Source organism: Streptomyces sp. 63XJN7_1_ISO-PGPR-S23-121 (genome assembly GCF_056173025.1).
On record NZ_CM149653.1, the window covers coordinates 4278285 to 4302595 of the forward strand.

General features: G+C 73.3%; 26 protein-coding genes and 1 pseudogene. 13 read left to right on the forward strand and 14 right to left on the reverse strand.

Features of this window, described 5'->3' with window-relative positions; translation table 11 throughout:
- The gene (locus tag AC0VYN_RS19195; RefSeq protein ID WP_475536932.1) at positions 1–516 is read left to right on the forward strand and encodes an isoprenylcysteine carboxyl methyltransferase family protein; all 516 of its coding nucleotides are present in this window, start codon (positions 1–3) and stop codon (positions 514–516) included.
- Positions 513–1544: an NAD(P)/FAD-dependent oxidoreductase gene (locus AC0VYN_RS19200; protein ID WP_475531912.1), complete on the forward strand. Its 1032-nt coding sequence runs from the start codon at positions 513–515 to the stop codon at positions 1542–1544. The genes AC0VYN_RS19195 and AC0VYN_RS19200 overlap by 4 nt, the downstream gene beginning before the upstream one ends.
- Here the strand turns inward: AC0VYN_RS19200 and AC0VYN_RS19205 are convergent.
- Entirely contained in the window at positions 1476–1925 is a 450-nt protein-coding gene (locus tag AC0VYN_RS19205) for a sigma factor (RefSeq protein WP_475531913.1), read from the reverse strand. The two genes, AC0VYN_RS19200 and AC0VYN_RS19205, sit on opposite strands and share 69 nt — an antisense overlap.
- 126 nt (positions 1926–2051) lie before the next feature.
- Between AC0VYN_RS19205 and AC0VYN_RS19210 the strand changes: the two are divergent.
- Positions 2052–2468, forward strand: a pseudogene (locus tag AC0VYN_RS19210) (carboxymuconolactone decarboxylase family protein).
- Positions 2469–2683: 215 nt separating this feature from the next.
- A complete protein-coding gene (locus AC0VYN_RS19215; RefSeq protein ID WP_385457487.1) occupies positions 2684–2971 on the forward strand; it encodes a DUF6355 family natural product biosynthesis protein in 288 nt (95 codons plus the stop codon).
- 31 nt (positions 2972–3002) lie between these two features.
- Here the strand turns inward: AC0VYN_RS19215 and AC0VYN_RS19220 are convergent, their stop codons facing one another.
- Entirely contained in the window at positions 3003–3839 is an 837-nt protein-coding gene (locus AC0VYN_RS19220; RefSeq protein WP_475531914.1) for a LysR family transcriptional regulator, read from the reverse strand.
- Positions 3840–4009: 170 nt separating this feature from the next.
- Here AC0VYN_RS19220 and AC0VYN_RS19225 point away from each other — a divergent pair, with 170 nt between their 5' ends.
- The 4 genes from AC0VYN_RS19225 (at position 4010) to AC0VYN_RS19240 (ending at position 7252) form a co-directional block, all read left to right on the forward strand.
- Entirely contained in the window at positions 4010–4900 is an 891-nt protein-coding gene (locus tag AC0VYN_RS19225) for an NAD(P)H-binding protein (protein ID WP_475531915.1), read from the forward strand.
- A 152-nt stretch (positions 4901–5052) separates the two neighbouring features.
- On the forward strand, positions 5053–5316 hold the full coding sequence (locus AC0VYN_RS19230) for a hypothetical protein (RefSeq protein ID WP_475531916.1): 264 nt from the start codon (positions 5053–5055) through the stop codon (positions 5314–5316).
- Between the two features lie 369 nt (positions 5317–5685).
- Positions 5686–6060: a hypothetical protein gene (locus AC0VYN_RS19235; protein ID WP_475531917.1), complete on the forward strand. Its 375-nt coding sequence runs from the start codon at positions 5686–5688 to the stop codon at positions 6058–6060.
- A 226-nt stretch (positions 6061–6286) separates the two neighbouring features.
- Positions 6287–7252 (forward strand): YihY/virulence factor BrkB family protein, encoded by a 966-nt coding sequence (locus AC0VYN_RS19240; RefSeq protein WP_475531918.1) that lies wholly within the window; start codon positions 6287–6289, stop codon positions 7250–7252.
- Positions 7253–7279: 27 nt separating this feature from the next.
- On the opposite strand, the gene AC0VYN_RS19245 is transcribed toward AC0VYN_RS19240, so the two are convergent.
- The 4 genes from AC0VYN_RS19245 to AC0VYN_RS19260 form a co-directional block, all read right to left on the reverse strand.
- On the reverse strand, positions 7280–8155 hold the full coding sequence (locus AC0VYN_RS19245; protein ID WP_475531919.1) for an oxygenase MpaB family protein: 876 nt from the start codon (positions 8153–8155) through the stop codon (positions 7280–7282).
- A 96-nt stretch (positions 8156–8251) separates the two neighbouring features.
- Complete coding sequence (locus AC0VYN_RS19250) at positions 8252–8617, reverse strand: transglycosylase family protein (protein WP_385457499.1); 366 nt, start codon at positions 8615–8617, stop codon at positions 8252–8254.
- Positions 8618–8808: 191 nt separating this feature from the next.
- Entirely contained in the window at positions 8809–9345 is a 537-nt protein-coding gene (locus tag AC0VYN_RS19255; RefSeq protein ID WP_451689112.1) for a cysteine hydrolase family protein, read from the reverse strand.
- An 81-nt stretch (positions 9346–9426) separates the two neighbouring features.
- Entirely contained in the window at positions 9427–10305 is an 879-nt protein-coding gene (locus AC0VYN_RS19260) for a restriction endonuclease (protein WP_475531920.1), read from the reverse strand.
- Positions 10306–10469: 164 nt separating this feature from the next.
- Here AC0VYN_RS19260 and AC0VYN_RS19265 point away from each other — a divergent pair, with 164 nt between their 5' ends.
- Positions 10470–11546, forward strand: coding sequence for a right-handed parallel beta-helix repeat-containing protein (locus tag AC0VYN_RS19265; RefSeq protein WP_475531921.1), 1077 nt, complete (start codon positions 10470–10472; stop codon positions 11544–11546).
- Between the two features lie 49 nt (positions 11547–11595).
- Positions 11596–12630 (forward strand): methyltransferase, encoded by a 1035-nt coding sequence (locus AC0VYN_RS19270; protein ID WP_475531922.1) that lies wholly within the window; start codon positions 11596–11598, stop codon positions 12628–12630.
- A gap of 86 nt (positions 12631–12716) precedes the next feature.
- Here the strand turns inward: AC0VYN_RS19270 and AC0VYN_RS19275 are convergent, their stop codons facing one another.
- The 4 genes from AC0VYN_RS19275 to AC0VYN_RS19290 all read right to left on the reverse strand — a co-directional run bounded on the left by AC0VYN_RS19275 (position 12717) and on the right by AC0VYN_RS19290 (position 17893).
- Positions 12717–13877 carry a SchA/CurD-like domain-containing protein gene (locus tag AC0VYN_RS19275; RefSeq protein WP_475531923.1) on the reverse strand — a complete coding sequence of 387 codons (1161 nt, stop codon included), beginning with the start codon at positions 13875–13877 and terminating at the stop codon, positions 12717–12719.
- Between the two features lie 170 nt (positions 13878–14047).
- Positions 14048–14773 carry a class F sortase gene (locus AC0VYN_RS19280; RefSeq protein WP_475531924.1) on the reverse strand — a complete coding sequence of 242 codons (726 nt, stop codon included), beginning with the start codon at positions 14771–14773 and terminating at the stop codon, positions 14048–14050.
- A gap of 106 nt (positions 14774–14879) precedes the next feature.
- Complete coding sequence (locus AC0VYN_RS19285; protein ID WP_475531925.1) at positions 14880–15557, reverse strand: hypothetical protein; 678 nt, start codon at positions 15555–15557, stop codon at positions 14880–14882.
- Positions 15558–16003: 446 nt separating this feature from the next.
- Positions 16004–17893: a PP2C family protein-serine/threonine phosphatase gene (locus AC0VYN_RS19290; protein ID WP_475531926.1), complete on the reverse strand. Its 1890-nt coding sequence runs from the start codon at positions 17891–17893 to the stop codon at positions 16004–16006.
- Between the two features lie 168 nt (positions 17894–18061).
- On the opposite strand from AC0VYN_RS19290, the gene AC0VYN_RS19295 reads away from it, so the two are divergent.
- Positions 18062–18613 carry a GNAT family N-acetyltransferase gene (locus tag AC0VYN_RS19295; protein WP_475531927.1) on the forward strand — a complete coding sequence of 184 codons (552 nt, stop codon included), beginning with the start codon at positions 18062–18064 and terminating at the stop codon, positions 18611–18613.
- Between the two features lie 60 nt (positions 18614–18673).
- On the opposite strand, the gene AC0VYN_RS19300 is transcribed toward AC0VYN_RS19295, so the two are convergent.
- A complete protein-coding gene (locus AC0VYN_RS19300) occupies positions 18674–19114 on the reverse strand; it encodes an ATP-binding protein (RefSeq protein ID WP_475531928.1) in 441 nt (146 codons plus the stop codon).
- Between the two features lie 277 nt (positions 19115–19391).
- On the opposite strand from AC0VYN_RS19300, the gene AC0VYN_RS19305 reads away from it, so the two are divergent.
- Positions 19392–19907 (forward strand): cytochrome P450, encoded by a 516-nt coding sequence (locus AC0VYN_RS19305; RefSeq protein ID WP_475531929.1) that lies wholly within the window; start codon positions 19392–19394, stop codon positions 19905–19907.
- 39 nt (positions 19908–19946) lie between these two features.
- On the opposite strand, the gene pgm is transcribed toward AC0VYN_RS19305, so the two are convergent.
- Both pgm and AC0VYN_RS19315 read right to left on the reverse strand, forming a co-directional pair.
- Complete coding sequence (gene pgm / locus AC0VYN_RS19310; protein WP_475531930.1) at positions 19947–21587, reverse strand: phosphoglucomutase (alpha-D-glucose-1,6-bisphosphate-dependent); 1641 nt, start codon at positions 21585–21587, stop codon at positions 19947–19949.
- Positions 21588–21885: 298 nt separating this feature from the next.
- The gene (locus AC0VYN_RS19315) at positions 21886–22314 is read right to left on the reverse strand and encodes a hypothetical protein (RefSeq protein WP_475531931.1); all 429 of its coding nucleotides are present in this window, start codon (positions 22312–22314) and stop codon (positions 21886–21888) included.
- A 160-nt stretch (positions 22315–22474) separates the two neighbouring features.
- Here AC0VYN_RS19315 and AC0VYN_RS19320 point away from each other — a divergent pair, with 160 nt between their 5' ends.
- Positions 22475–23215: an SDR family oxidoreductase gene (locus tag AC0VYN_RS19320; protein ID WP_475531932.1), complete on the forward strand. Its 741-nt coding sequence runs from the start codon at positions 22475–22477 to the stop codon at positions 23213–23215.
- Positions 23216–23345: 130 nt separating this feature from the next.
- Here AC0VYN_RS19320 and AC0VYN_RS19325 read toward each other — a convergent pair whose 3' ends face one another.
- Positions 23346–24281 (reverse strand): LysR family transcriptional regulator, encoded by a 936-nt coding sequence (locus AC0VYN_RS19325; RefSeq protein ID WP_475531933.1) that lies wholly within the window; start codon positions 24279–24281, stop codon positions 23346–23348.
- Positions 24282–24311 lie beyond the last annotated feature (30 nt).

Here is a 24311-nt window from a genome sequence, read left to right on the forward strand (position 1 = left end):
ATGCCCTGGTACACGCTTCTCGTGCTCGCCGTCGCGGGCGAACGCGTCGCCGAGCTCCTCGTCGCGCGACGCAACGCCGCCTGGACCCTCTCCCGCGCCGGTGTGGAGCACGGCCGCGGCCACTACCCGGTCATGGTCGTGCTGCACACGGGTCTGCTCGCCTGCTGCCTCGCCGAATCCGCGCTCGCCGACCGGCCGTTCCTGCCCGCTCTGGGGTGGGTCATGCTGGCGCTCGCGCTCCTGGCGCAGGCACTGCGCTGGTGGTGCATCACCGCTCTGGGGCCGTACTGGAACACCCGGGTCATCGTCGTCCCCGGGGCGCGCCTGGTCGGCGCCGGGCCCTACCGGTTCCTGCGTCACCCCAACTACGTCGCCGTCGTCGTGGAGATCGCCGCACTGCCCCTGGTCCACTCCGCCTGGCTGACCGCGACGGCGTTCACCGCGGCCAACGCGCTGCTGCTCACCGTCCGCATCCGCTGCGAGAACACGGCCCTCGCCTCGGCGGCGCCCGCGTGAGCGGCCGTCACGACGTGCTGATCGTCGGAGGCGGTCCCGCCGGTCTCGCGACCGCCCTGCACGCCGTGCGCGCGGGTCTCGACACCGTCGTGGCGGAGCCGCGCCGCGCACCGGTCGACAAGGCGTGCGGCGAGGGTCTGATGCCCGGCGCGGTCCGTGCCCTGGGCGCGCTCGGCCTGGAGGTTCCCGGCCACCCGGTCACCGGCATCCGCTACGTCCAGGGCCCCCGCCGGGCACAGGCCGCCTTCCGGCACGGCCCCGGCCTCGGCGCGCGCCGCACCGCCCTGCACGGTGCCCTGTACCAGGCGGTCGTGGACGCGGGGGTGCCCGTACTGCCCCTGCGGGTGGGGGAAGTACGACAGGACGCGACGAGCGTGACCGTACCCGGTACGGGGCTGCGCGCACGGTGGCTGGTCGCCGCGGACGGGCTCCACTCGCCGTTGCGCCGTTCGCTCGGCCTGGAGGTGAAGACCCGTGCGGCGCCCAGATACGGCCTGCGCCGCCACTACGCGGTGCCTCCCTGGTCCTCCTTCGTCGAGGTGCACTGGGGTCCCCACGGAGAGGCGTACGTGACTCCGCTCGGCCCCGCGCTCGTCGGCGTCGCCCTGCTGACGGGCCGACGAGCGCCCTTCGGCACCCAGCTCGAGGGCTTTCCCGAACTGGCGGCCCGCCTCCCCGCGGACGCGGCCGTCACCGCGGTACGCGGCGCGGGGCCGCTGCGCCAGCGGGCACGCACCCGCGCCCACGGACGGGTGCTGCTCGTCGGTGACGCAGCCGGTTACACCGACGCGCTGACCGGTGAGGGCGTCTCCCTGGCCCTCACCGGTGCCGAGGCCCTGGTCGCCAACGTGCGCCGCGGCACGCCTGGCCGCTACGAAAGCGACTGGTGCCGCGCGACCCGCCGCCACCGGCTCCTGACCGACCTCCTGGTGAGGGCCCGCCAGCAACCGGCGCTGGCGTCACACATCATGCCCACGGCCGCCCGCCTGCCCCGCCTCTTCGCGGCGGCGGTCAACGCACTGGCCTGACCGGGCCCGGCAGGTCCATGAGCGCCAGTTCGGCCGGGTCGACCACGGCGGTGATCCTGGTGATGCGGCCGTCGGCGACGGTGAAGGCGAGCAGGGACAGCGGCGTGCCGTCCTCGTTCCAGGCGATGACGCCGGGCCGCCCGTCGACGGTCGCCGCGTGTGCCGGGCGGCGCGCACCTTCCGGCGGGCGCGACTGATGAGCAAGCCGCCGAGATTGTCGATGGCGCCGGCGTCCTGGCGGGACAGGCGCAGCCACGCCTCCTGGACCGCGTCGTCCGCGTCGGCGTGCGAGCCGAGCACGCGGTGGGCGACGGCCGTGAGCCGTTCGCGGTGCGCCTCGAAGGCCTCGGTGATCGGATCGGCGGGATGGGCGCCGGACATGGTGTTGCCTCCCTGGGAGCAGCTCCGTCACAGGGGTGACGGGCACCAGCCCCGCAAGGTAACCCCGACGAAGGAGCAACCTGCCATGCAGAACCGGCTGAAGAACGAGAACACCGACAACCCGACCTGTGGAAGGCGGTCGGGCACCTGCAGAAGGCGATCGCCGCCGGGGGCGTCGACCCGAAGCTGCTCGCGCTGGTGCACCTGCGCGCCAGCCAGATCAACAGCTGCTCGGCGTGCGTCCACGCCAGTGTCGCCGGAGGGAAGAAGGCCGGTGACACCGACGAGCGGCTGCACAACGTGGCGGCGTGGCGTGAGGCGCCGTTCTACACCGACGCGGAGCGCGCGGCACTGGCGCTGGCCGAGGCCGCCACCCGGCTGCAGGACGGTGCGGAGGGAGTCACCGACGAGATCTGGGCGGAGGTCAGCGCCCATTTCACCGAGGAGTAGATCGGCGCGATCAACCTGGAGATCGCGCTGACCAACTTCTTCAACCGGATCAACCGCACCATCAAGGAACCGGCCGGCCGGACCTGGGGCTGACTCGCTCCGGGCGCCCTGCCGGTCGTCCTCCGCCCGCCGTGCGGGGAACCGGTGAGGATCAACTGATCGGCGCAGCAGTGAATCGATTCGCCGGGTGAACGAGACCACCGGCCGTCGTGACGGCGGCTCCGAGCTGTGAGCCTGGGGCCTCGACAACGGACCGGCCGGCTCCCACGGGTCCCGGCCACCGATCACTCCACTGTTGGGAGCTCTCCTTGCGCGTTCGTCGCATCGTCACCAGTGCCCTCGGTTCCCTCGCTCTCGGTCTCGCCTCCGTCGGCGCGGTCACCGTGAGCGCCGGTCCGGCCGCAGCGGATCCCTGCGGCTTCTTCAAGACCGCCTCCGACTCGTACTACAACCACTGCACCTCGGACGGTTCACGCATCGTCATCGAGATCGACGACTGGGGTCCGAACAGCGAGCGGTGCGTGGGACCGGGTGTCACCTGGCTGGGATCCGCTTCCGACGTCGACGGCGCGTGGTACACCGGCCGCACCTGCTGATCCGGACGCAGGGCTCCGGCCCCGGGACCGCCTACGCTCCGTCGTGGGCGGTCCCGGCCACCTCGGCCGCCACGCGCACCAGTGCCGCGGTCGCGGTCGAACGGGACTCCTGGGGCCAGGCGAGGGCGAGGACGACCGGCGGCGCGTCGGACACCGGACGGTAGGCGACTCCCGGACGCGGATAGCGTACGGCGACCGAGGCGGGCAGCAGGGTGACCGCTTCCCCGAGCGACACGGCCGTCAGCACCTGGGCCAGGTCGCCCCGGCCGCGCCGGGCCTCGTCGATGCGCCGCTCCACGCTGCCGGGGCTCCAACCGAGGTCGGCCAGCTCCAACCGGTCGCGCGCGGCGAGCGGGTGGTCCGAGGCGAGGACGGCGACGCGCGGTTCGGCGGTCAGCGGCTCGCTGTCGAGGCCGGTGCCGTCGAACGGCGCGTGCACCAGGGCGGCGTCCGCCTCGCCGCCGCGCAGCAGCTTCGGCTGTTCCTGCCAGCCGCACAGCCGGACGGTGACCGGCACGGATCCGGGTTCGGACGCGTAGCGTGCCAGGATCGGCTCCAGCAGGCCCGCGTCCCCGTCGGCCTTCACCGCCAGCACCAGTCCCGGGGCCGCCGCCGCACGCCGGGCCCTGCGCCCGGCCGCCTCCAGTGCCTCCAGCGCGACGCGGGCCTCGACGAGCAGCACGTCGCCCGCCGGAGTCCGGGTCACCTGGTGCGTGCTCCGCTCGAACAGGGTGACGCCCAGCTCGGCCTCCAGCCGGCGGATCGCCCGGGACAGGGGCGGCGGGGAGATGCCGAGCCGCTCGGCCGCGCGCGCGAAGTTGAGTTCCTCGGCGACGGCGACGAAGTAGCGCAGGGGACGGGACTCCATGCTCTCCGCCTCTCTTCGGTATTGCCCTCAGGGTAACTACCGGGATCAGGACGGTCCTTCAGTTCCCCGCGGCCGCGGCACAGGATGAGGACACGCCGGAGCTCGGGCCGGAGCGGGCCCGCGGGTCCGGCGCGGTCCACCACCTTTTCCCTGAAGCGGAGTTGTGTTCCGTGATCGTCATCACCACCCCGACCGGCGGCATCGGCCGACAGGTCCTCGACAACGTCCTCGACGCCCTCGACGAGGGGACCGCGATCCGCGTGATCGCCCGCGACCCCGGCCGCCTCACTCCCCGGGCACGCGCACGGACCGAGGTCTTCCGCGGCTCGCACGCCGACCCCGAGGTCCTCGAAGCGGCCTGCGCCGGTGCCGACCGGCTGTTCTGGCTGGTGCCGCCGGCGCCCGGCGCCGACAGCGTCGAGGGCCACTTCCGCGACTTCACGCTGCCCCTGTGCGAGACGATCGTGCGGCACGGTGTCCAGCGGGTCGTCGCGGTCTCCACCCTGGGGCGCGGTGTCGCGAAGAACGCCGGGCCGATCTCCGCCTCGCTCGCCATGGACGACCGGATCGCGGCCACCGGCGTGCACTACCGGGCGCTGTGCCCGCCCTTTCTGATGGAGAACCTGCTCGGCCAGGCGGCGGCCCTGCGCTCCACGGGCGAATTCCGCGTGGCGTACGCCGCGGACCGGGTCCTGCGGAGCTGCGCCACCGGCGACATCGCCGCGACGGCGGCCCGGCTGCTGCTCGACGACTCCTGGACCGGCCGGGCCGACGTCCCACTGGTCGGCCCCGACGACCTCACCCCCGAGGGCATGGCGGAGGTCATGTCCGACGTACTGGGCCGCCCGGTGCGGGTACGGGTGAGCACTCCGGAGGAGTACCGGGCGGCGGCGCTGCGGCTCGGGGCGAGCGAGGACGGCGCCCGGGGCCTGGCCGACATGGCCTCCGCGATGGACACCCAGGGCTTCTACGGCTCGGCCGAGCCCCCCACACCGGACACCGCGCCCACGAGCTTCCGCCGGTGGTGCGAGGCGACACTCCGGCCGGCCGGCCTCGTCTGAGCCGGCCGCGACGGCCCGGCGGGACGGGACCCCGCCGGGCCGGGCACGCGGACGCCGGCCGTGAGGGCGGACCCGCACGGGCCGGACGTCGCGGACGGCATGCGACCAGGTCAGCCCGGGTTGCGATCAACGTCGCGGAACTGCAGGCGGAGTTGGACGGCATCGAAGTCCGCGGCGACCTGTCGGACGAGGCGGCGCGTCTGCTGGAGAAGGCCGAGGTGCAACTCGCCGCCGCGCGACAGGCCATAGACGCCAGGGAAACGCCGCGTTCACTGCTCTCCGGAGCAACCGTGGACCGGGCCTGGGCGAACATCCACCGGGCTGAACTGAGCATCCTGAAGCTCGCCGTCGAGAAGGATCTCACCTGGTGGGGGACGGAGATCCTCGCGCGCACCAGGCAGCATCTGGGGCGTTGAGGACCCCATTCGCAACGCACTGGAGTCCCGGTTCGAGTCGAACGGCAGAAGACTCGACGGGCGGTTCAGAGACCTGGCGGTCAGGGCTTTGCGAGCGGCCAACGACGCCCAGGATCTCGAGCGTTCGCGGGTGCGGAGCTTCCGGAACATCCTGTTGACCTCCGTCGTCATCACCGGCGTCATCGCCGCGCTGCTCGCGATCTGGGGTTACATCGACCCGCAGGCGATCGCCGGGAACTCTGCTTCACCGGACAGAAGGGGGCGACGTTCTGCCCGATCGGTGACACTCCGGCGGGCGGCGACGTCCTGATCGTCGAGTTCTTCGGTCTGTGCGGTGCGGTCCTGGCGGGCGCCGTCTCGCTGCGCAAGATGCAGGGCACCGCCACGCCGTACATGATGCCCATCTGTCTGCTGTTGCTCAGGTTGCCGGTCGGCGCGCTTGCCGCCCTGTTCGGCCTTCTCATCATCCAGGGCGGGTTCATTCCCGGCCTGTCCGACCTGGACAGCGGGGCGCAGATCCTTGCCTGGGCGCTCGTCTTCGGTGTCGCCCAGGAATCCGTCACCCGTCTGATCGACGCGCAGGGCAGGAAGGTCGTGGAGAACGCGAGGGGGCCGTCACGCGGCTTCGACGCGGAGACCGGGGAGACCGCGGAGGATCTCGGGCGGGTGCCACTGGACGGGGTGGCAGCCGGAAGTCGCAGGCGCGCCGGACGGCGCCATCCGTTCAGCCGGCCTCACGGCTAGTCCGCACGGTGGACGCCGGGGCGGCCCCGGAGGTATCGGCGTACGGAACGTCCGGGACGCCCGTCGGCTCCCCCCGCGACTGGTTGCCCGGCGCTCGTCGGAGGGAAACGGGGCACGGCGGCCACCGGCCCGAGTGCACGCCCACGGGTTACCCCGGTCAACCCGGTGGCACGGGGCATCCGGACGGTGGAAGACTCCACCGCCCCGACCCGAGGAGCAGCCGACCGTGGGAACCGCCGTGCACGTGCCGCAGACGCGGGACATGATCGGGGAGGAACTCTCCGGCGACGAAGCACTGACCGCGCTGAGGCGGTACGGAGGTCTGCGGCTGCTGACCGACTCCTTCGCCCGGTTCCGCTACGCGGACGGCTTCACCAACGCCCGGGCCCTCGCCTTCCAGGTGGCCCTCGGCCTGGTGCCGTTCACCGTCGTGCTGGTGGGTCTCGCCACGTCGGTGCACACCGAGGGAGTCGGCCGGGTCATCGAGCTCACGCTCGGCCGGATCGTTCCGGGTGCCAGTGCCGACGTCGTGGAGGGGGCGTTCGAGGGCACCCGGCGCAGCGCCCACAGCGACGCCTGGAGCACGGTCGCGCTGTGGCTGGGCCTGGGGTTCGCGCTGCTGAACCTGGCGTCGGCCATGGGCCAGATCGAACGGGGTGCCAACCGCATCTACGGCATCGAACGGGACCGGCCCTTCCCCCGCAAGTACGGCAGGGCGCTGGTCCTCTCGGTCACCGCCGGGCTGCCGATGGTGCTGGGGTTCATGGTGCTCGTCGCCGGTGAGGCCGTCGGGGACGCGGTGGCCCGGTCGACCGGCCGCTCGGGCGGCGGCGCCGGCTGGTGGGGCGCCCTCGAGGTGCCGGCGGGACTGCTGCTGGTCTGGGTCGCCTCGGCGGTGATACTGCGCTGGTCGCCCCGGCGTGACCAGCCGGGCTACACCTGGCTGGCCTTCGGCTCCGCCGTCCACCTGGTGCTGTGGGTCTCCGCGACGTGGCTGCTCGCGCTGTACGTCGGGCGCAGCGGCGCGTTCGGGGCCGTCTACGGCCCACTGACCGCGTTCATCGCCCTGTTGCTGTGGGCCAACCTGACCGCGGTGGCGCTCTTCCTCGGCATCGCGTTCGCCGCGCAGCTCGAGGCGGCCAGGGCGGGTCTGCGGACTCCGGTCCGTCCGGACCCGGGGCCGGGCGACTGAGGCGGGGTCCGTCGGCGCGGACGGTCGTCAGGCGGCGTCGCGGGGCGGGGTCATCGCCCAGCGGATCCCGGCGGTCACGAGCGTGCCCAGCGGCCGTACGCAGACCGCTTCGGCGGGCGGCACCCGCGGCAGCCACAGGGCGCGCGAGGCCCACCTCGGCAGCAGCGAGACCGCGTTCGCGGCGATGAGACCGTACGGGAGGCGCGCGACGAGGGGGACGGGCGGGTTCAGCAGCAGGAACCGGGCGGTGCCGCGTGCCTCGGCGGTGGCGCGCAGCTCGCCGCGGTAGGCGGCCAGCCGCTCGGCGAGACCGGCGCGGTCGACGGGCGGGTCGGGCACCCCGAGCGCCGTCGCGACGCGCGCCATGTCGGCGACGTAGCCGTCGCAGCCCTCGTCGTCCAGGGGCCGGGCGCCGTAGCGCTGGTGGGCCCGCAGGAAGCTGTCGACCTCCGCGACGTGCACCCAGCACAGCAGGTGCGGATCGGCCGCGGAGTACGCCTCCCCGTCGGGGGTGGTGCCCCGCACCCGGTCGTGGACGGCCCGTACCCGGTCGCAGGCCTCCTGGGCGCTGTCGGCCGTGCCGAAGGTGGTGACGGCCAGGAAGGTGCTCGTCCGCTGTAGCCGGCCCCAGGGGTCTCCGCGGAACCCGGAGTGCGCCGACACGGCCGCCATGGCGAGGGGATGGAGGGACTGGAGCAGTAGGGCGGACAGGCCCCCGATGAACATCGAGGCGTCACCGTGGACCCGTCGGACGGGCCGGTCGGGGCCGAACCAGCGGGGGCCGGGCGTGCCGTGGATGCGGGCGCGGTTCTCCCGGCCCTCGGGCCCCGCCACTTTGGAGAAGATCATGTCGCCGAGCCGTGCGCGCGGGTCGGTGAGGCGGTCTCCCGGTGGACGTGTCATGGCTGCCGAGCCCTCCTCTGCCTGCCGGGACCGGACGGGTCTCATGACTAGTCTGCCCAGGTCCGCGCGAAGGAGGCATCGGCGCCGTCGGCCGGGTCAGGCGCAGGTCCAGGCCGACATCCCCTGCATGCGGGCCAGGCGCTCGGCGACCTTGATCTGCTCCTTGCGGGTGGCCAGGTCGGCGCGTGGCGCGTACTTGAGGCCGCCGGCCGCCTTCCAGCTCGACTGTTTGAACTGCAGGCCTCCGTAGTGGCCGTTTCCGGTGTTCGCCTTCCAGTTGCCGCTGGACTCGCACTCGGCGATGGCGTCCCAGTTCGTCGCGCGGTGGACCGACGGCGAGGCGGCCGCCTGCGCGGCCGTCCCCAGGACGGTGGCGGCGACCAGGGTCGCCAGGACGGACGGGATGCCGCGGCCGTGCGAACCGGTCCGCGTGCTCGTATGAGCATGTCGTCTACAGATCATACAAAGACTGTTACACCAGGTGACCGTGGGGCGCCGAGCCGGCCGCGTCCGTGTTGCGCCGGACGGAGCATCCGGACGCCCCCGACGGGTCCGGTCCGGTGAGATCGACGAGCGCGGGGCGTCACGGTGGTGTACGGACCGCCGCCGTCACCACGCCGGCGGCGGCGCACAGGACCCGCGCCGGGGTCTCGTCACGTCCACAGCTCGTCGCTGTCGCACACCCGGGCGCCCATGTTCCGCTCCATCATCCGCAGCGCGGCGTCCGCGAGGTCTGCGTGGATGTGCGCGACCGCGTCCCGCGGCACGACGACGTCGAGATGGCGGATGTGGGCGTCGAGCGCCGAGTAGAGCACGCACTGTTCGGTCACCTGACCGCACAGCACGAGCCGGTCGATGCCCTGCTCGTGGAGCAGGTACGTCAGCGGGGTCTCGAAGAAGATCGAGTGGCGTGCCTTGACCACGAAGAGCGAGGACTCGTCGGGCTGGAGCGGCTCGACGAGCCGGGCGTGCGGACCCGACAGGGCCTTGTCGAGGATCTCTCCGTGGTGCGAGCGCCACTCGCCGAAGTTGTCGTTGACGTAGATCACGGGAACGTCCTCGTGCCGTGCCCGGCGCAGCAGGCCGGTCACCACCGGCACCACGGGCTCCACGGACGGGATGAGCTGGTCGGCGTCCTTGTGGTCGTAGGTGTTGATCATGTCGATGACGATCAGTGCGGTCTTGCCCATGCCGTCCAGGTTGCCACCGGAGGGCGGGTCAACCGTGCCGCCGGGCCGACGCCGACGCCATATGCGAAGGAGCGGGGGACATCACCGCGCCGCCCCGTCCGGCAGGCAGCTGTCCGTCTGTCGCTCCGCCCAGGCCTCCACGGCCCACGGCTCGGGTCCCGCGCCCTCGCTCCACGCGCGCAGGCGCCACTGGTCGACGCAGACTATGCCGCACTGCTCGGCGTAGTCGACGGCGGGCGCGGTGAAGTCGCTGCAGGTGACGAGGACGGCCACGTCGGCCTCGTGGACGGTGAAGCAGGTGCCGCCGAAGCGCTGCAGTTCCTCGGAGCCGACCTTGTTGTCCTCGCAGTAGCGCTTGCACTGGATGACCAGGCGCCGCCCGTCGGGGGTCACGGCCAGCACGTCGGCGCCGAGGTCTCCGGCCCCGCCCACGACCTCGACCTCGGCGCACCCGTCCCGTACGCAGAGGTCGGCTATCGCCTGCTCGAACTCGTCCGGGCTCAGGGCGGCGTAATCGACGGCCTCCACCACGGGGACCTCCGCCACGGTGGGTTCCACCGCGGCGACGTCCACCGCGGCGACGTCCACCGCGGTGACCTCCGGCGCGGGGGGCTCACCCCGGGGCCCCGTCGCCTGTGGGGGTACGGCGGGGCGCTCCGCGTCCAGCGCGTCGAGCGCCGTGGCCGTGGCCTGTTCCAGGGCGTCGGTGGTGCGGCGGGCCAGCCGCGCGGTGGAGAAGCGGGCCCTGCCGCGCCGGGCGATGAGGAGGGTCACCGCCACACCCAGCAGCAGGAGCACGGCCCACGCGGGCCGGCGCTCGGCGACGCCCAGCGCCATGCGCACCACCAGGCCGACGAGGCCGAGGCCGAGGGCGGCGAGTCCGAAGAACATGGCGGTCGCGCGCAGGTCGAAGCGGCGTCCGGTGGGCAGGCGGCGTGTCCGTTGCTCGGGCGTGGTCACGTGCGGGTCCTCCTCGGGGAGCCGGTGTGAAGATCACTTGACCGTCTGCCCTCGGGCGGCGTGGCCAGTCGCGGTGAACACCCCGTGCGGGTCGATCACATGACACGCCGTCGGATGGCTCATCGTCCGCCGCCCCTGAACCCTTCGGGCATAACGTGCCGAATATGAAGAAATGCCAAATCGTGTACCTGGTGTGCACCGCCGCGATGGTCGGAACGGGTCTCGGGGCGGCTCCGGCAGCCGCTTTCCCGGACGTCCCCCACGTCCCCGCGCTCCACGTGGTCCACCCCGGACAGTCCATCCAGAAGGCCGTGGACGCCGCCGAGGCGGGCGACACCGTCCTCGTCAGCGTCGGCACCTACCACGAGAGCGTCAGGGTCAGCACCCCCGGGCTCACCCTGCGCGGCATGGGCCGGCACACGGTCATCAAGCCGAGCACGAAGAAGGCCGCCGGTATCTGCGCCGAGAACGGCAACGGCATCTGCGTGGTCGGGACGAAGACCAAGAAGGTCAAGGGCGTCACCGTCGCCTCCCTGAAGGTGACCGGGTTCGCCCGCGCCGGTGTGTTCTCGATGGGCACCGACGGACTGACCGTGCGCAACGTGACGGCCGAGAGGAACGACGTCTGGGGCATCGCCCAGGAGCGCTCGGTCCGCGGCGTCTTCCGCGGCAACACCGCCCGGGACAACGGCGACGCGGGCATCTTCCTCGCCAACACGATCAAGGCCGAGCAGGGCGCCGCGGACACGCGGGGCACGATCGTCGAGGACAACCGGCTCTCGGGCAACCGGATCGGCGTCACCGTGCGGCGGCTGCGCAACCTCGCCGTCGCGGACAACCACATCACCGGCAACTGCGCGGGGGTGTTCGTCGTCGGCGACGAGAACAGCCCCAGGGCCGGCGACCTCGTGGTGCGCGGCAACCACGTCGCGCGCAACAACAAGTCGTGCCCCAAGACCGAGCGGCTGCCCGCGCTGCAGGGCTCCGGCATCGTCCTGACCGGCACCGAGAAGGTCCGGGTCACGGCCAACACGGTCGAGGGCCACTCCGGCACCTCCCCGCTCTCGGGCGGAATCGTCCTGTTCAAGAGCCTCGTGGGCGTCGCCGGCGAGAAGAACGAGGTCAGCCGCAACGCGCTGCGCGACAACTCGCCGGCCGACCTCGTCAGCACGGAGACCGGCAGGACCAACACCTTCAGTGCCAACTCGTGCCGGGCGTCCAAGCCCGCGGGACTGTGCTGACCGCCCGGCCGTAGCCACCCCTGGACCGAAGAAGGAAGGAAAGCGGCACATGACGACCGTACAGACCGCCCCTCCCCCGCCGATGCGGCTGAGGGAGCTCGTGTTCGGGGCGGCATGCGCCGCCGCCCTGCGCGCGGCCGCCCGGCTCGGCGTCGCCGACGCCCTCGGCGAGACACCCATGACCGTGGAGGACCTCGCGGCCGCGGTGAAGACCGAGCCCCGGCCGCTGCGCCGGCTGCTGCGCGCCCTGACGTGCTACGGCGTCTTCGCCGAGCACAAGGACGGGACGTTCGCCCACACCGACATGTCCCTGCTGCTGCGCGAGGACGACCCGCACAGCCTCCGCTACATCACCCTGTGGTGCACCGAGCCGTGGACCTGGGACGCGTGGCCCCGGCTCGACGAGGCCGTGCGGACCGGCCGGAACGTCGTCGAGGACCTGTACGGCAAGGAGTTCTTCACCTACCTCAACGAGGATGCTCCCGAGTCGGCCGAGGTCTTCAACCGGGCCATGACGACGTCCAGCCGGCAGTCCGCCGAGGACGTCGCGGCCCTCCTCGACCTCTCGGGCAGCAGGTCGGTCGCGGACATCGGCGGCGGGCAGGGGCACGTGGTGGCGAGCCTGCTGGAGAAGTACCCGTCGATGCAGGGCGTCCTGCTCGATCTTCCGCGCGTCGTCGAGAACGCCGACCCGCGGCTGCGCGAGGGGGGCACGCTCGCGGACCGCGTGCGCATCGTGCCGGGCGACTGCCGCACGGCCATTCCCGTCCAGGCCGACGTGTACGTCATCAAGAACATCCTGGAGTGGGACGACGACAGCACCGCCCGCGCCCTGCGCAACGTCATGGAGGCGGGCGGCCCCGGGGCACGGGTCGTGGTCATCGAGAACCTCGTCGACGACACGCCCTCGATGCGGTTCAGCACCGCCATGGACCTGCTGCTGCTCCTCAACGTCGGCGGTGCCAAGCACACCACCGACAGCATGGTCGGCCGGCTGACCGACGCGGGTCTCGTCATCGACGACATCCGCCCGGTCAACCCCTACCTGCACGCCTTCGACTGCACCGTGCCGCCGAAGAAGTAGGCCGACCACGAGCGCCAGGCACAACGGCCGCCGGACCGCGCACATCGCGGTCCGGCGGCCGGCCGGTTTCGTGGCCCGGTGCGGTCTCAGGCGCCGGGCGAGCGGCGGTCGGTGACGGGGGTCATCCGGGCACCGCGCAGGGCTCGCCCGAGGTCGTCGCCTCCTTCCCCGGCGGCGTCCGCACCCGCCGGGGCGTCCAGGAGCGTCGTGAGCTCGGCCGCCTGGCGGGCGTCGGGCAGGCCGAGGCCGACCGCCGGGTCGCAGGCGTCCAGACCGCCGCGTACGTCGATCAGCCGGACCACGACATCGTCGCGCTGGAAGATGGTGCTGCACAGGACCGGGCTGCGCGGGTCGTCGGCCGCCGCCTCGTCCCGCTGGGCCAGCAGCCGGGCCAGCCGCATGCCGCAGCCGGGGCGGGCCGGATACGACAGCGCGTGCCGTTCCGCCTCCGGCTCCTCCTGTCCGGCCGTCACGTGGTGGACGGCCGGCAGCGCGGCCCGTGTGTAGAAGACCCGGGCCGACTCCGGGTCGCTCAGGTCCCGGTCCTGCTCGAGGTACGGGTTGATGGCCTCCTCGACGGCCTGCACCTCCGGCTGCTGGGACACGTGCCGCAGCGCCGCGAGCAGGTCGCCCCGCACCTCGATGGCCCGCACGACGCGGTTGCCGTGCATGAACAGGGAGGTGCGGAGCAGCCGGGTGTTCGCGTCGACCTGCGGTTCGGGGGCGGCGTAGTCCGCGAGGAGCTTCGCGACGGCCTCCTCGCTGCCGGGCTCGACGGTGAACGTGAGCGCGTGGCGGATCACGCCGTCGCCCACCCGGGGTGACGTCTGGAGGCCGCCCTTGCCGGTCTCGGCGTCGCCCAGCGCGGCGCCACCGGTCTCACGGACCACGTGGAAGCGGAGCGACCTGGTGTCCCGGACGCAAGCGTGCAGCGGCTTCACCATCCGCACGTGCTCCTCGCTGCTCACCCAGTCGAGGAACGGCGGCGCGCTCTCCCACTCGCTGGTGATGAGCCACTGGGACGGGTTCTCGATGGACTGGCACAGCTGTTCGCTGACGTGCCCGGGCACGGACTCGACATGCTTGCGCAGTTGCTCGTACGTCTCGAGGAACTGCTGCTGGGCGCCGTCGTTGACGTCCACCAGCAGGACGACGCGGAGCCTGGAGCCGTCGAACACGGACTGGGAGACGCGGTGCGACACCTGTCGCGCCGGCGATTCCGAAGCAGGGGTGGACATGGTGGTCATCCTGCGCACATCTCCTTCGCGGGGGCGGTACTGAACGTCGGCCGCGGTGATGCGACGCCAGTGTGCCTTGATCCTGTGCCCGCCCCCGGGAACGCGCGACTCGTGTGAACTGCGCGGGTGACCTCCCGAACCGCGCGGGTGACCGGCGCGGACGGGGGTGCGGGGCGGGCTCAGGTGAGGTGACCGAAGACCACCAGGTTGTCCGTGTAGTCCTTGACCTTGTGGTCGTACTCGCCCGCGCAGGTGATGAGCCGCACCTCCGGCCGGTCCGCGTCCCCGTACACGCGCCCGCTGGGGAACGCGTCCTTGTCGAAGGTCTCCAGGCTGTCGACGACGAAGGACGCCGTGCGCCCGTCGGCCCGTTCGACGTGGAAGACGTCACCCTGCTTCAGTTGGTCGAGCCGGGCGAAGACGGCCGCCGACGTCTTGGTGTCGACGTGCCCGGCGATGATCGAGGTGCCGGTCTCGCCGGGGGAGGCTCCCTTGGCGTACCAGCCGACGAGGTTCGTGTCGTCGGCGGGCGGCGGCTGGAGCTGCCCGTTCTCGCCGATGGCCAGGTCGGTGAAGGGGGCGTCGACGGAGATCTCCGGGATCAGCAGGCGCACGGGCCTCGACCGCGGCAGACCGGCCGTCCGGCTCGCACCGGTCGGATCGGCTGCCGGCGGTTCGGTGGCGGGCGGGTCGGCGTCGGCCGAGCCGGCCACCGCCGGAGCCGATGCCTCGGCCCCCGGGGCGAGCGGTGGACGCGAGGAGTCCGCGGACGTGTCGTGGCCGCCGAGCAGGCTCATCGCCAGGACCAGGAGGGCGACGGCGCACAGCACGGTCAGGCCGCCGCGGGATCCCTGGCCGGAGGGGGCCGGTGCGGTGCCGGCGGGAGAAGGAGGGGGGACTGCCATCGGGAAACACCTCACTGGGCACTGCGGCGGGACGGGGGCGGGCGGCGAGCCGGGCCGCCACGCGGTGCGCGGGTGGCGGCCCGACTGCTATAGCGCCCGGCATGGCTCAGACCGCTCCGAGAGCCGACTTCCTGCGCCGCGCGGCGTACAGGCCGGCCGCGGCCACGCCCAGGACGGCCAGCCCGCCCGCGGTCGCGCCCTGCTGGGACAGTCCGCCGCCGCCGGTGTGCATCCCGCCCCGCGGCTTCTCCTGCTCGCCGCCGCCCCAGGACTTCTCACCGCTGTCGCCCGAGCCGCCCCACGACTTCTCGCCGCTGCCGCCGGACTTCTCGGCGCTGTCGCCGGAACCGCCCCACGACTTCTCGCCGCTGCCGCCGGACTTCTCACCGCTGTCGCCGGAACCGCCCCAGTCCCCCTCGTTCACCGCGGTCAGCGCACCGCCACCCGTGCGCATTCCACCGCGCGGCTCGTCGCGCTCGCCGCCGCCCCAGGACTTCTCGCCGCTGTCGCCCGAGCCGCCCCACGACTTCTCGCCGCTGCCGCCGGACTTCTCACCGCTGTCGCCGGAACCGCCCCAGTCCCCCTCGTTCACCGCGGTCAGCGCACCGCCACCCGTGCGCATTCCACCGCGCGGCTCGTCGTGCCTGCCTCCGTTGTCCTGCTCCTTGCTGTAGGAAGAGTCGCCGTGGTCCCAGTCACCGCCGGCCGCGTAGGCGCCGGGAGCACCGAGGACGACGACGGCCGAAGCCGCCGCTGTGGCCAGGAGAGTGCGAGCAGATCGCATCTGAGATTCCTTCCGCCACGACCGGGCAGCTGGTGCTTCGTCAGCTGATGTGACCCGGCCCTGACGTGATTTACCGTCAGCCAGGCCACTCGCTTCCACCACTCAAGGCGCTCACCCGGGTGAACGCCACCCGCCCGGTTCACGCCGCCGGCGGACACCGGGGGGCGGCGCCCGTGCCGGCTCCACCGGTCGGTGGGCGGCGGTCCGGCCGGACACCAGGGCTCGTCAACTTTCCATTCCCGCAAGGCTTTTCGGCCACGAACCCGACGACCTTGCCCAGGGCTCGCCGGAGCGCTCGGTACCCCTGACGGGCCGTCGTCGGCCGGCTCCTGTTCGGGGTGCTGTGCCTGGCGCCTCGTCACCTCGGGAGCGACGGTCGGAACCCACCCGCCGCGCCTGTTCGCCGGACTCGGCGTGGGGGCGCCGTGCGTCGTCGCGGGCGGTTCCTAGTCCTCCGGATCGGCGCGGGTCGGGTCCTCGACCTCGGGGTGCTCGCGGCGGGAGCCGGGGGCGGCCCGGTCGGGGGCCGCCTCGCTGAGCGGGGACTGGGACGGCGGAGGGGGCGCCGTGTCGCCGGCGGCGCCGACGCCCGCGGCGGGCAGGCGCAGCGCGAGCAGGGCCACGTCGTCGCCGCGGGGGGCGATGCGTGCCAGCAGTTCGTCGCAGAAGTCGTCGACGGTCCGCTCCCTCAGCCGGCGGGCCAGGACGCCGGCGTGGTGGCGGAGCTTGGTCATGCCGAGGTCGATCGGACGCTCACGGCTCTCCACCAGGCCGTCGGTGTAGAGCAGCAGGGTGCTCTCGGGCGGCAGCTCCTCGCGCGCGTCGGGCCACTCCAGGCCGAGGCGCAGGGCGTCGCTCATGCCGATCAGCGGGCCGTGGCCGCCCTCCAGGTAGCGGGTCTCGCCGTCCGAGGTGATCAGCAGCGGCGGCGGGTGACCGGCGTTGACCCAGTGCAGTCGCCAGGGGCCGCCCTCGGGGCCCTCGACACGGGCGAAGACGAGCGTGGCCATGGGGGCGTCGCTGGTGTTGGTCACGGCCTCGTCGAGCCGGTGCATGATCACGCTGGGCGGTTCCTGGTGGTCCCAGGCCAGGGCGCGGAGCATGTTGCGGACCTCCGCCATGTGCGCCGCGGCCTGCAGGTCGTGCCCGACGACGTCCCCGATGACCAGGGCCATCACCCCGTCGGCGAGCAGGAACGCGTCGTACCAGTCGCCGCCGATCTCCATGGCGCTCTCGGCCGGCCAGTAGCGGGCGGCCATGCGGACGTGGTCGACCTGGGGGAGGGGGGTGAGCAGCTGGCGTTGCATGGTCTCGGCGACGTTCTGCTGCTCGTGGTAGAGCCGGGCGTTGTCCATGACCAGCCCCACGCGGCGTCCGATGTCTGCGAGCAGGGCGACCTCGGCCTCGGTGTGGGCGGGCGCTTCCCCGGTGCGGGCCACGGTCAGGATTCCGTAGGACCGCTGCCGGGTGCGCAGGGGGACGACCACGGCGCTGTGGCCGCCGAGCTGCTCGAACAGGGGGCGGTGGGTGGCCGCGAGCGGCGCCCGCGGGTCGTGGAGCAGGTCCTCGGCCGTCAGCAGGACGGGGCGGTCGCCGTTGACCAGCCGTGCCAGCGCCGCGCGCGAGCGGTCCGGCAGCCGGGTCAGGGGCCCCCGCAGACGCCGGGCCCGGTGCGGGTGGGTGCTGCTGCGGACGGCGAGCCGTTCCAGGACATCCTGCTGTCCCGGGTGGGTGTCGACGGCGGCCCACTGCCCCAGCTCCGGCACCAGCAGGCGCAGGAGGCGGCGGATGGTGACGCCGGTGCGCTCGGTGGGGACCAGCACCGTCGAGATCTCGGCCACCAGGTGCAGCTGGGCGGTGAGGGTCTCCAGCGCCTCGGTGCGCGCCTGCGCCTCCTCGGCGGCGCTGCGGTGCAGGCTGAAGTCGTGGAAGACGATCACCAGCCCTTCCCGGTGGCCGTTCACGACGAGGGGGGTGGCCGCCCAGATGATCGGGACCGTGCTGCCGTCCGCCCGCTGGAGGTACTCGTCGCTGCCCTGCACGGCCGGTGCCCCGCCCAGGGGGCCGCGCAGGGCGCACCGCTCCCGGGGCACGGGGCTGCCGTCGGCGTACCGGTGCAGCAGGTCGTGCGCGTCGCGCCCGGTCATCTCCGCCGCGGACCGCCCGAGCATCTCCTCGGCCCACGGGTTCACCGACGTGATGCGGGCGGACGCGTCGAGAGTGAGGACGCCGGCGCCGAGGGCCTGGAGGACGGCGGCCGAGCCGGCCTCCGGGACACCGGCCGCCCCGGGCCCTGGCTCGTCACCCTCCTGGGGGCCCGCCCAGCGTGACGTCACGACCCTCACAGCCTTCCGATGCCGTCCACCCCGCCAGGTTCCCCCGCGGATGGTGGGTGAACCGCTCCGAAGACGGCCGTTGGAGGGACCGGCGCCGGTCTCCCGCGCAGCGCCTGCCCAGGCGCTAATCCGGTCGCTCCGCGGGCGAGGCCCCGCTACGTTGACCTGATGCCCGAACTGCGTACCGATCGTCTTGTCCTCCGCGAGTGGCGAAAGTCCGACCTGGGCCCATGGGCGGCCCTGAACGCCGACCCGGTGGTCCGTGAGTACTTCCCCGCGGTGCTCACGCGGGAGCAGAGCGAGGCGTCCGCGGCCGCCTTCCAGGCCGACCTGGAGCAGCGGGGCTGGGGATGGTGGGCCGTGGAGGTCACCGCCACCGGTGAGTTCATCGGGTTCACCGGGCTCGATCCGGTCGAGGACGGCCTGCCGTTCACCGGGATCGAGGCCGGCTGGCGGCTGGCCCGTCCCGCGTGGGGACACGGTTACGCCACCGAGGCCGCCCGTGCCGTGGTGGCCTTCGCCTTCGAGGAGCTCGGTCCGCCCGAGGTCCTCGCGATCACCGCGGCGGCCAACCGCCGGTCGCGGGCGGTGATGCGCCGCCTGGGCATGACCCGTGATCCGGCGGACGACTTCGACGACCCGGGTGTGCCCGAGGGCCCCCTGCGCCGGAGTGTGCTGTACCGGCTCCCCCGCCCGGGCTGGCGGCCCTCCGGGCGGTGACGGGTGTCGCTGGGACCGGCCGGCTCCGGTCGCGGAGGGCCCCGGCCCGTCACCGGACGCTCACGCGTCGGCCAGCAGCACGGCGGCCGTCGTGCGCTTGCCGACCGTCTCCCTGCGCACCTCGAACGTCTCGCAGACCGCCATCACGATCTCCAGCCCGTGCCGGCCGATCCGCCCGGGATCCGCGTCCTCGGCCACGGGCAGCACCGGGTCGCTGTCCCACACGCTCACCTCCACCTGGTCCCCGGCGAGCTCCAGGGCGACCAGGGAAGGCCCGGGCGCGTACTTGCAGGCGTTCGTCAGCAGCTCGCTGACGACGAGCTGCACCACGTCCACCGCCCGGTCGGACACCGCGATCCCCCGAGCCGACCGTAAACGTGCCAGAAAACCCCGGGCCAGCTCCCGGCCCCGGGCTATGTCACCGGGAATGCCCTCGTACCGCGCCGACACTCTGACCGGCGTCCCTTCCAGCCGATCCCCATTCCGGGCAGCCCCGTTCATCCGATCCGCCCTCTTCCTGAGCCTTGACCGTTACGCCAGCCCGTCTACCCCCGATCGCGGGAAACATCATGCGGCGACGGTCACCGGGCGGAGCCGGCGCGGATGCCGGTCGGGGCGCGTCCGCGCCCCTCGGTGCCCGCACCACCGCTCCCGGCGTTCCGTCAACGGCGCGATCGGGGCTGGCCGGCGGCCCGGGGCGTGCCGGACCCTGTCACTTCGAGGGTCGGGCGGGGTGCCCGTCCGGGCCGCGCGGCAACCGACTTGGGGGTGTCCGCCGGTGCGTGACGCGAAGGATTCCGCGCGCAAGGCCGACCGGGGCCGGGACCGGCCGACGTGCCCGGTCACCCGCGCCGACGACCGGACATGGCGCCTGGCCACCCTTCGTGAGCTGCTGCGACTGGAGCCGGTGGTCGGACGGCTGCGCCGCCGGGCCACCGAGACGCTGCACCTGCCGTCGTCCGGGCCGGCGGTGACGGTGTGCCCCGGCGAGCACATCGAGATCCTGCTGGACGACGTCAACACCGACGCCGCGGCGGTCGGCGACGATCCGTTCCTGGTGAGACCCGGCCGCGGCAGGGAGATCGGCTCGGGGCTCTCCTTCGGCGACGGGCCGCACCGGTGCCCCGGAGCGCACATCGCCCTGCTCGAGACCGATGTCCTCCTCAGCCGTCTGTTCGCCCTCGACGGCGTCCGGATGGCCGCCCGGCCACGCGTGGGATTCCAGCGGGCGATCGACGGCTACGAGATCCGCGGGCTGACCGTGGCACTCCCCCGGGCCGGTCGTCCGGTCTGACCGGCCCGGGAGGGCGGGCCCCGGGGTCCGGGTGCTCCGTCAGCCGCCCAGGGCGCCGAGGACGACGAGCTTGGCCTCGTCCTGCACCTGCCGGAGGTGGTCCGGGCCGAGGAACGACTCACCGTAGATCTTGTAGACGTCCTCGGTGCCCGAGGGGCGGGCCGCGAACCAGGCGTTCTCCGTGGTCACCTTGATGCCGCCGATCGACGCGCCGTTGCCCGGAGCCTCGGTGAGCACGGCGGTGACCGGTTCGCCGGCGAGGGTGTCGGCGGTGACCTCGGCCGGGGACAGCCGGGCCAGGCGGGCCTTCTCCTCGCGGGTCGCCGGCGCGTCGATGCGGGCGTAGGCCGGCTCGCCGAAGCGGGCGGTGAGCGCGGCGTAGTGCTCGGACGGGGTCCGGCCGGTGACGGCGGTGATCTCGGAGGCGAGCAGGGCCAGGATGATGCCGTCCTTGTCCGTGGTCCACACGGAGCCGTCCCGGCGCAGGAAGGAGGCGCCGGCGGACTCCTCGCCGCCGAAGCCGAGCGTGCCGTCGACCAGTCCGTCCACGAACCACTTGAACCCGACGGGCACCTCGACCAGCCGCCGGCCGAGGTCCGCGGCGACCCGGTCGATCATGCCGGAGGACACCAGCGTCTTGCCCACGCCCGCGTCGGCGGGCCATTCGGTGCGGTGGGCGTACAGGTAGTGGATGGCGGTGGCCAGGTAGTGGTTGGGGTTCATCAGGCCGGCGTCGGGGGTGACGATGCCGTGCCGGTCGGCGTCGGCGTCGTTGCCCGTCGCGATGGTGAAGCGGTCGCGCTGCTCGATCAGGGAGGCCATCGCGTGCGGCGACGAGCAGTCCATGCGGATCTTGCCGTCCCAGTCCAGCGTCATGAAGCGCCAGGTGGGGTCGGTCAGCGGGTTGACCACGGTCAGGTCGAGGCGGTGCTGCTCGGCGATCCGGCCCCAGTAGGCGACGGAGGCGCCGCCCAGCGGGTCGGCGCCGATGCGCACTCCGGCGGACCGGACGGCGTCGAGGTCCAGGACGCTCGGCAGGTCGGAGACGTAGGCGCCGAGGAAGTCGTAGCGGCCGGTGCCGGGGGCGGCGAGGGCCTTCGCGAAGGTGACGCGCCGGACGTCCTTCAGACCGGCGGCGATGATCTCGTTGGCCCGGTCCTGGATCCAGGTGGTCGCGTCCGAGCCCGCCGGGCCGCCGTTCGGCGGGTTGTACTTGAAGCCGCCGTCGGCCGGCGGATTGTGCGAGGGGGTCACGACCACGCCGTCGGCGAGGCCGGAGGTACGTCCCCGGTTGTGGGTGAGGATGGCGTGGGAGACCGCCGGGGTGGGGGTGTAGCCGTCCGCGGTGTCGATGAGCACGGTGACGTCGTTGGCGGCGAACACCTCCAGCGCGGTGATCCGGGCCGGCTCGGACAGCGCGTGGGTGTCGGCGCCGAGGAAGAGCGGGCCGGTCGTGCCCTGGGAGTCGCGGTACTCGCAGATGGCCTGGCTGGTCGCGGCGATGTGGTCCTCGTTGAAGGCCGCCGCGAGCGACGATCCGCGATGCCCGGACGTGCCGAAGGCCACGCGCTGTCCCGGCTCGGCGGGGTCCGGGTGCAGGGCGTAGTAGGACGTCACCAGCCTGGCGGCGTCGATCAGGTCCTCGGGGCCGGCCGGCCTGCCGGCTCGGTCGTGCTGCATGCGCCCACTCCTCCGCATCGGTCGTGCATTCGCTCGCGGTCCTATCTTCCCCTGTCCGGGGCGGTGAAGACCTGCCGCCGGAAGGCGGGGCGAACGTCACGCCGTGGCCGGTGACGCGGCGGGCGCCGGGACCGGCCGTGTCCCGTCCGGCGCGCCGGCGACGACGCGCGGGCCGGAGCGGTCACCGGCCGTCGTCCCGGCCCCGTGCGGGTCGCTCGACGTCACCGGTGAACCGTCCGGCCCGGCCCCGTGCCCGGACGGACGTGCCCGCCCGACCCGGCGCGCCGCGCCACCGGCGTCAGATGCGGCCGCCGGTGAGCCGGGTGAGAGGGCCGTACGTCTGGCGTCCCGCACGGCGGCCCATGGCGTACGAGGCGGCGCTCAGCGCGGTCAGGCCGGCGCCCACGCCGGCCGCGACGAGCCGGCGCTGGGCGATGACCGTCCACGCCGTCTTCGCCGTGGTGACGACGTGCCCCGAGGTGGTGATGACCGCCTGCCGTCCGGCCTCGACGCCCTTGGCCGCCGTCTGGACCGCGCCGTTCGCGGCCTGCGCCGTGCGTTCGGCTCCGGCCCTGGCCGTCGACCCCGCGTCAGCGGCTTTGCCGGTGGCGGCCTTTGCGGCCCGCGAGGCGGGCGCGGTCGCGCGGCTGGCGGCACCACGGGCCTTGGACTCGGCCGTCCGGGTGGTGTCGGGCTTCTTGTTCGTGTCCTTGTTCGGATCGCTCATGGACACCGCTTTGCCTGTCACTCCGGCGGCAAACACGGGGCGTGCCCGGCTGTCACAGATCCGGACGCCGTCCTGTCCTGTCGTCGTGCGCCTCGGCGCGACGGGACCGGTGAACGGCGCCGGTCACCGCAGGAAGCGGAACGAGTGGACGGAGAGAACGATGAGGATCGTGGTCATCGGCGGTACGGGGCTGATCGGCACTCAGGTGGTGCGCCTGCTCGGCGACAGCGGTCACGACGCCGTGGCGGCCTCGCCCAGCACGGGCGTCGACACGCTCAGCGGTCAGGGTCTGACGGAGGCGCTGCGGGGCGCGGACGTGGTCGTGGACGTGACCAACTCCCCCTCCTTCGAGGAGGACGTCGCCCGGGACTTCTTCGTCCGTTCGACGCGCAACCAGATCGCCGCCGGGCAGGAGACCGGCGTCCGCCATCACGTGGCACTGTCGATCATCGGCATCGACCGGCTGCCCGGCATCGGCTACTACCGGGCGAAGGTCGCCCAGGAGGAGGCCCTGCGCGACGGCGGTGTGCCGTACAGCGTCGTACGGGCCGCCCAGTTCTTCGAGTTCGTCGGACAGGTCATGGACATGGGCACCCAGGGCACGGAGGTGCGCCTGCCCTCGACGCAGCTGCGCCCGATCGCCTCCGCCGACGTCGCGCGCGCGGTGGCCGACGCGGCGCAGGGCCAACCCCTGGGGAACTTCCGCGAGATCGCGGGCCCCGAGCTCCACCGGCTCGACAGGCTCGGCGAGATGACCCTCGCGGCCCGCCCGGACGGCCGCACGGTCGTCACCGACGAGAACGCGGGCCTCTTCGCCGGTGTCCCGGACGGGATCCTGACCGGGGACGAGACCGTGGAGAGGGCCGCGACCCGGTACGAGGAGTGGCTGAAGCAGGGCTGATCCGGCGGCGCCGCCCACTGTCGTCGGGGAGCGGGCCCACGGCCGCGCCGGCGCGGCCGCCCCGACACGACGCGCCGGGCGGCGAGTTCCGCGTGGGGGCGGAGTACAGGACGCCCGTGCCGCGGGGGCCTCAACGGGCGGCCGTCGGCGGGAGTTGGGCGGGACTGATCTGCTCGCCCAGGACCTCCGCCATGAACCGCACGAGCCACCGCTGCGCCGGGCTGCGCGAGGACTCGTGCCGGGCGTACAGCGCCACCTCGATGGGGTCGGTCTCGAACGGGAGCCGTACCAGCCTTACGCGGTGGGAGCTGGTGAAGACCTCACCGACGTACTCGGGGACGATGGCGATCAGGTCGGTCTGCTCCAGCAGGTAGGGCAGCATCGAGAAGCGGGTGGCGTCCACCACCACCCGGCCGAGCAGTCCGTGCGCGGCCAGTACCGCACGCGGCGTGACGTGCCCGCTCGGCCCGAAGACCGTCGCGTGGTGCTCGGCGGCCAGCTCCGGCAGGGTGACCGCGTCGCCCCGGACGCGGGGGTGGTCGGCCGCGACCATGAGGACGTAGCGCTCCTGGAACAGCGGGATGCGCACGGTCCGGTGCGAGGTCAGCACCGGAGTGGCCACGAACGCGTCGAGGTCGCCGCGGCGCAGCTGGCTCTCGGCGTCCTCCACGTCGAACGGGCGCACGGTGAAGGACACCCCCGGCGCCCGCTCGCGGGCCGCGGCCAGGAGCCTCGGCAGGAGGGTCGCCTCGCCGAGGTCGGACAGGGCGATGGTGAAGCGGCCCGACATCGCCCGGGGGTCGAAGGTGTCGGCCTGCCGGACCGTCCCGTCGATGTCCGCGAGGGCACGCTGCAGCGGCTCGTACAGCCGCCGGGCACCCGCCGTCGGCGTCAGTCCCCGCCCGGTGCGGCGGAACAGCTCGTCGGCGAAGTGCCGGCGGAGCTTGCCCAGGCTGTAGCTGACGGTGGGCTGCGTGACGTGGAGCGTCTCCGCAGTGGCCGTGACACTGCCGGTCTCGTAGAGCAGGACGAAGACCCGGGCCAGGTTGAGATCGAAGGTGCCCATATCGATCGACTCTATATCGGGCCCCCGAAA

Coding starts and splice junctions, on each gene's coding strand:
- AC0VYN_RS19195 (WP_475536932.1), top strand. CDS start 1: ATGCCCTGGTACACGCTTCTCGTGCTCGCCGTCGCGGGCGAACGCGTC.
- AC0VYN_RS19205 (WP_475531913.1), bottom strand. CDS start 1,925: ATGTCCGGCGCCCATCCCGCCGATCCGATCACCGAGGCCTTCGAGGCG.
- AC0VYN_RS19220 (WP_475531914.1), bottom strand. CDS start 3,839: ATGGAGTCCCGTCCCCTGCGCTACTTCGTCGCCGTCGCCGAGGAACTC.
- AC0VYN_RS19235 (WP_475531917.1), top strand. CDS start 5,686: ATGCAGGGCACCGCCACGCCGTACATGATGCCCATCTGTCTGCTGTTG.
- AC0VYN_RS19245 (WP_475531919.1), bottom strand. CDS start 8,155: ATGACACGTCCACCGGGAGACCGCCTCACCGACCCGCGCGCACGGCTC.
- AC0VYN_RS19250 (WP_385457499.1), bottom strand. CDS start 8,617: ATGATCTGTAGACGACATGCTCATACGAGCACGCGGACCGGTTCGCAC.
- AC0VYN_RS19255 (WP_451689112.1), bottom strand. CDS start 9,345: ATGGGCAAGACCGCACTGATCGTCATCGACATGATCAACACCTACGAC.
- AC0VYN_RS19265 (WP_475531921.1), top strand. CDS start 10,470: ATGAAGAAATGCCAAATCGTGTACCTGGTGTGCACCGCCGCGATGGTC.
- AC0VYN_RS19270 (WP_475531922.1), top strand. CDS start 11,596: ATGACGACCGTACAGACCGCCCCTCCCCCGCCGATGCGGCTGAGGGAG.
- AC0VYN_RS19275 (WP_475531923.1), bottom strand. CDS start 13,877: ATGACCACCATGTCCACCCCTGCTTCGGAATCGCCGGCGCGACAGGTG.
- AC0VYN_RS19280 (WP_475531924.1), bottom strand. CDS start 14,773: ATGGCAGTCCCCCCTCCTTCTCCCGCCGGCACCGCACCGGCCCCCTCC.
- AC0VYN_RS19285 (WP_475531925.1), bottom strand. CDS start 15,557: ATGCGATCTGCTCGCACTCTCCTGGCCACAGCGGCGGCTTCGGCCGTC.
- AC0VYN_RS19295 (WP_475531927.1), top strand. CDS start 18,062: ATGCCCGAACTGCGTACCGATCGTCTTGTCCTCCGCGAGTGGCGAAAG.
- AC0VYN_RS19300 (WP_475531928.1), bottom strand. CDS start 19,114: ATGAACGGGGCTGCCCGGAATGGGGATCGGCTGGAAGGGACGCCGGTC.
- pgm (WP_475531930.1), bottom strand. CDS start 21,587: ATGCAGCACGACCGAGCCGGCAGGCCGGCCGGCCCCGAGGACCTGATC.
- AC0VYN_RS19315 (WP_475531931.1), bottom strand. CDS start 22,314: ATGAGCGATCCGAACAAGGACACGAACAAGAAGCCCGACACCACCCGG.
- AC0VYN_RS19320 (WP_475531932.1), top strand. CDS start 22,475: ATGAGGATCGTGGTCATCGGCGGTACGGGGCTGATCGGCACTCAGGTG.
- AC0VYN_RS19325 (WP_475531933.1), bottom strand. CDS start 24,281: ATGGGCACCTTCGATCTCAACCTGGCCCGGGTCTTCGTCCTGCTCTAC.